We start from the raw sequence: 4,950 nt of genomic DNA, 5'->3' as shown, positions 1-4,950 counted from the left end.
CTGCCACAACGGTTCGGGGCAGTACTTCTGAACATCATCCACACCAGCTCAACGAACGACCAGGCGCTGCAACAACCCCAAATGACACACGGTCTAAACGCAGGTTTCCGCCGACGGAGTGGGCGCGCTCGACGAGTCCGGCCAGCCCACCGCCGGGTCGGGCGTTAGCGCCGCCGACGCCATCGTCGGACACGGTCAGGGTAGCGACAGTGTCGGTGACCTGGACGCTCAGCTGGACCGTGGTGGCCTGGCTGTGCTTCACGGCATTGGTGACCAATTCGGTGGCGCAGAGGTAGATGGTCGACTCGGTGACCGCCGATGGTCGTCGGGGCGTCTGGATGTCGATCGTGAGCGGGATCGGCAGGCGCTCGGCCAACGCGGGTAGTGCGCCATCCAGGCCGCTGTCCACAAGCACCGCTGGGTAGATGCCGCGGGCCAGGTCACGCAGTTCGGTGATCGCGGTCTTCGCGTGCTCGTGCGCGACGGCGATCCTGTTCGCTTGTGGCGCGTTCGCAGGTAGTTCTTCTCGCACGCGGCCCAGTTCAAGGGCCAGGGCGACCATGCGGGCTTGGGCGCCGTCGTGGAGGTCACGTTCCAGGCGACGGAGCTGGGTGTGAGCCTGGTGGACGGCTTGGTCGCGCCGTCGGGTCATCGCCATGGCAGCGTCCGGGGTGGGTGAGCGCAGCAGCAGCGCGAGGCGCCAGCGGTCGAACGCGGCGAAAGCCCGGACCACTTGAGCTGAGACAACGACGCCAACCAGGCCTATGCCAGCGACCAGGTAGGGCCCGGCTCCCTCGTCGGGGCGCAGCTTCCACCCCGCCACGACGAGGACGTCGACCGGCTCCGAGAGCAGGAGCCGTGTGAGCGGCCAGGTCAGTAGCAGGAGGGATTCGCCCCACAAGGCGAGGGTGAGCGCGGCTTGAACGACTTCCAGGGGTCCGCCGATCACCAGCTGCGGCACGAGCCGCCAGGTTGCCCTGTCGGTGAGCTGGCCGCGGACGTACCCCAGAAAACCGGGGGCGCGGCGGGTGCGGATAAGCCGGTTGGGGACTCCCAGCTTGAGTAGCCGCCGAGCCCGCCAGCGCTCGACGTCCGCGATCAGCCTCGGACCATGGAGCAGGACCGCGAGCAGCGGCAGGCCGACGACCGTCAGCGCGCTGACTGTCCCGTACACCAGCGCCGCGAGCATCACGATGGTCACCGCGCCGATCGGGGCGCCAAGAATCAGGTGGGTGGTGGCACGCCAGGTGCGCGCCGACAGCGGAGCGACGATGAGGCTTCTCATGACTGCGCGCCAGTATCGCCCATCCGGCCGCGGCCCACGGCCCGTCGGCCCAACAGGGCGACTCCCGCGGCGATCACCGCCATCTGCACCACGACCATCGCTGAACCGTCCATGTTGCCCGGCCCACCGATCAGCCAGGTTGGACCGGCAGCCCGAAGGTGCAGCAGAGAATGGCCGAAGTCCGGCAATGCCCAGGCGCCGGTGCCGAGTAGGTAGTCCTGCGCCCAGTTCCAACCAGCGTGGATGCCTGTCGGCGCCCATAGCGACCCAGTCGATCTCCACGCCCACGTGAGCAGGCAACCCCACGCCGTGTACTCGACGATTGCCTCGCCGAAGAACCACGGCCCGCTGACCCCGCCCGGCAGGTGAGCCAGAGTGAAAATGACGCCGCCGATAACAGCGGCGACCGGCCATGACAACCGAGTTGCCAGATTGGCGACGAGGTATCCGCGAAACGCCACCTCCTCGACCGCCGCCTTGAGCGCAACCAACACCGCGCCAGCCACCAGAGTGAGGAGAGCGCTGCCAGTCCCGACGCTGGCCGCGGACGTACCGACGAATGCCACCTCAACCCCGACCGCCAGCTGGGCGACCAGCACGGCGGCCACTGCGACTGACCCGATGACGAAACCGGCGCCCAGTTCCCACCAGCGCATCCTGCTCGGCGTTGTCACCCCCAACAACAGCCACGACCGGCGGTCGACATAGCGGCGGAAGACATACGTCACCGCGACAACCGCCGCGAGAACGACAACCGTGATCGGGATCTGCTGTAACTGGGAAACCCCCGGCCGGAACAGCAGCAGCACGGTCCCCATCACCACGCCGACGACGAGCACCAGGTACAACGGCAGGCGGACAAGCAGCGGCAGCCGGGCAGCCGGCGGCGAGGTCACGATGGTCATTCCTCGACGCTATGACCGCTGTCTGCCTCGCAGAATCCGGCTAGCCCTACGTTCGGGGAGGGTAATCCCCCGTCAGAGTCACGGCATCGTTCCCGTTGCTGTGAATCGCCATCTCGGCGGTCGTGGCGGGCGCGAAGGTCCGGCTTAGCGTGGAGCCCCCGGCCGGGATCGAACCGGCGACATCCCGCTTACAAGATCGGTTCAGGTAGTCCGGGGCGTGTGTGGCAGGGCGTTGACCCTGGCAGCCGTGCGTGTGCCGTCCGGAAAGTCCATGGGATGTCCGGCGGGTTGCTGTCACGGTTGCTGTCGACGCTCACATGGAGCCCGGGGCTGCTCAACCTACTAGCCAGCGCTCGGCGGGAGCGCACATCGACCCTGACCTTATAGATTGCTGGCCGCCTGGTCTGGCCCGGCCGCACCCCTGGTCAGGCGGGTGTACACGGCCCCCTTGAGTCCGTCTCGGTCGCTGCGGTTGCTGTACTTCCGTGCTGTACGGGGCTCGCTGCGGGCACGCCACCACCTTCGTCCCGAACGAATCATGGCCATGGATCTAACTGGGTTGACCGGCTCTCGCTGACCTCGCCATTCAGTCCTCACGGGTCCTCATCGTGCGCTCGTGTCCGGACCCGTAGTCACCTAGTTGGTCACCCACTGGGTATGGCCTCGTGAGGTGACAGGGTCGGACAGCGCGTGTTCTGGGCCTACGGATTGCCCGACCGCCCGGTCTGGCACGGCCGCGCCGCGTTGGTAGCGAGCTTCACGCGGCTCGGTGCAGTCCGTCCGTCACGGAGCTGGGCTGCTGAGAGCCAACGCTGTCGAATCGATGTCGATTCATGTGCGGCTTTTGACGTGGCCCAACATGGCAGCGCGTCATGGCCAAATGGCCGACAGCAACGGGCAAACCAGAAGCGCAGACTGCAATCGTGACTAACTCGACACCTCAAGAGCCATGGCCGCAAGGTACTCCGGTGCCGCAGCGACCACATGGCTGGTTTCGCGGGAACTCAGCTGCCAAGGCCGCGCTTATCGCGGTAGCGATCTTCCTGGCGGGCTGTGGCGGCGAGACCCAGAAGACCGTCAACGCCAGCAACAGCACACCAACCCCTTTATCGAGGAAAACAGGCGAAGTGACGCCTTCCACGGACGCCACGCCGTCGGCAGTGACGACAACCGGACCAGTTGTCGTGAAGCGCACAGTCACTGAGACAGGCTCGATCCCGTTCACAACGAAGCAGGTAAACGATCCGTCTTTGCCGTCGGGTAGCACGAAGGTGAAGGTCCCGGGCGTGGCAGGCGTCAAGACGCTGACATTCGAGGTGACCTCAACCAACGGCGCGCAGACAGGGAAGAAGCTGATCCGCACGGTAGTTACCAAGCGACCGATAACCAGAGTCATTGCGAAAGGAACTAAGCGGCAGCAAAGGTGTGATCCGAACTACAGCGGTGCCTGCGTTCCCATCGCCAGCGATGTGGACTGCGCAGGTGGCTCGGGCAACGGACCGGCCTACGTCAGCGGACCGGTAAAGGTGACCGGCAATGACATCTACGACCTTGATCGAGACGGCGACGGCTACGGGTGCGATTGACGGCACCCATACGCCGCGACACCGTCTACCCGAGCCTGTGCTATCCCAGCCCCAGCCCCAGCCACGCGACTAGCGCGACGGCCCGACGAACCGTTGTCCATCCCGGAGCTGGAGGCCCCCGCCGGAGGCGCTCTGACCGCAACTGATCGCGGTCGTCCGCCGCATCCGTCACCGCGACCTGGTAGACCAGCTCGCGTCTGGACGACCGGCCCGGCCGCGGCACCCAGCTCGACCGGTACGCGCCCCGCGCCCGCTTCGGCGGCCGGGGCCATTTGCTATGTGCGCGAAGCGCCAGTCGCCGGGCGTGTTTGCGCGAGCTGCGAGGAGCGGCCGAGCGACGAGCAGCCGCGCGCCCTAGCGGCGGCGCGTGCGGCCCGCTTGCCGGGCCGCCTTGAAGTCGTACAGAAAGTTCTCACAAGTCGACCCGGCGAGCGTCCTGGCCGGGGATAGCCGACGGTTCGCCTCGGCCGACGGCTTTCTCGCGGATCGCTGCGTGGGAGGGCTATCGGTACACTCCGCCAGCATGACAAGTGGCAGCTCCTCCGGCACCTCATCCGACCAGACGGTGGGCGGCTTCGACCGCGCGGGTAGGGGGTGGGTGCTCGCCCTCTTCACGATCGGTGGCACAGCGCTAGGTCTGCTTCTTCCGCTGCTCAGCCGCTGGGCTGGCGACTTACCATGGGTTCCGTTCCAAGGACCACTTAGGTTGGTTGGGTCGTACGAGAATCCGTGGATGGTATGGGTTTGGCCGGTCCTCGGGCTCGTGGCGGGTCTTGTCTTCGCAATCTGGGTCATCTCCAGTTCCCCCATCCTGGACATCAGCCGCCATCGGATCCAGGTGCGACGGCGTGGACAGGTCGAGCGAGTGATCGAGCGCGCCAAGGTGACCGCGGTATACCCGCGTCGCTCCAAAATCGTCATCGAGGCTGAGGGCGGTCGTAAGGTGTTCGAGGATGACGTTGAAGGTGATAAGGCGCTTGTCCGCAGCGCCTTCGTCGACAACGGATACCCATGGGAGGGACCTAGCAGTTGACGGCGCTGCGCAATCGCCCATCGGCTTGAGTGGGTGTTCATGTAAGACCGTGTGTCAGTTGGGGTTGTTGCTGGTCAACAGGTCGAGGCGGACGGCGCGGCGGTAGCAGATGACAGCGCATGCAGCAGCAACGAATGCGGC

General features: G+C 66.2%; 4 protein-coding genes. 2 read left to right on the top strand and 2 right to left on the bottom strand.

Annotated elements, in window-relative coordinates; genetic code table 11:
- Positions 1-34 precede the first annotated feature (34 nt).
- Positions 35-1,285: a sensor histidine kinase gene (locus tag ABD287_RS18115; RefSeq protein ID WP_344174709.1), complete on the bottom strand. Its 1,251-nt coding sequence runs from the start codon at positions 1,283-1,285 to the stop codon at positions 35-37.
- A complete protein-coding gene (locus tag ABD287_RS18110; protein ID WP_344174707.1) occupies positions 1,282-2,190 on the bottom strand; it encodes a CPBP family intramembrane glutamic endopeptidase in 909 nt (302 codons plus the stop codon). The genes ABD287_RS18115 and ABD287_RS18110 overlap by 4 nt, the downstream gene beginning before the upstream one ends.
- A gap of 872 nt (positions 2,191-3,062) precedes the next feature.
- Between ABD287_RS18110 and ABD287_RS18105 the strand changes: the two genes are divergently transcribed.
- Both ABD287_RS18105 and ABD287_RS18100 read left to right on the top strand, forming a co-directional pair.
- Positions 3,063-3,776 (top strand): G5 domain-containing protein, encoded by a 714-nt coding sequence (locus ABD287_RS18105; protein ID WP_344174705.1) that lies wholly within the window; start codon positions 3,063-3,065, stop codon positions 3,774-3,776.
- A gap of 523 nt (positions 3,777-4,299) precedes the next feature.
- Entirely contained in the window at positions 4,300-4,809 is a 510-nt protein-coding gene (locus ABD287_RS18100) for a YqeB family protein (protein WP_344174703.1), read from the top strand.
- Positions 4,810-4,950: the final 141 nt, after the last annotated feature.

The organism is Pilimelia columellifera subsp. columellifera (assembly GCF_039532605.1).
Taxonomy (GTDB): domain Bacteria; phylum Actinomycetota; class Actinomycetes; order Mycobacteriales; family Micromonosporaceae; genus Pilimelia; species Pilimelia columellifera.
Note: the sequence above shows the minus strand (reverse complement) of the source record. Positions and strands in the feature narration are given on the sequence as shown.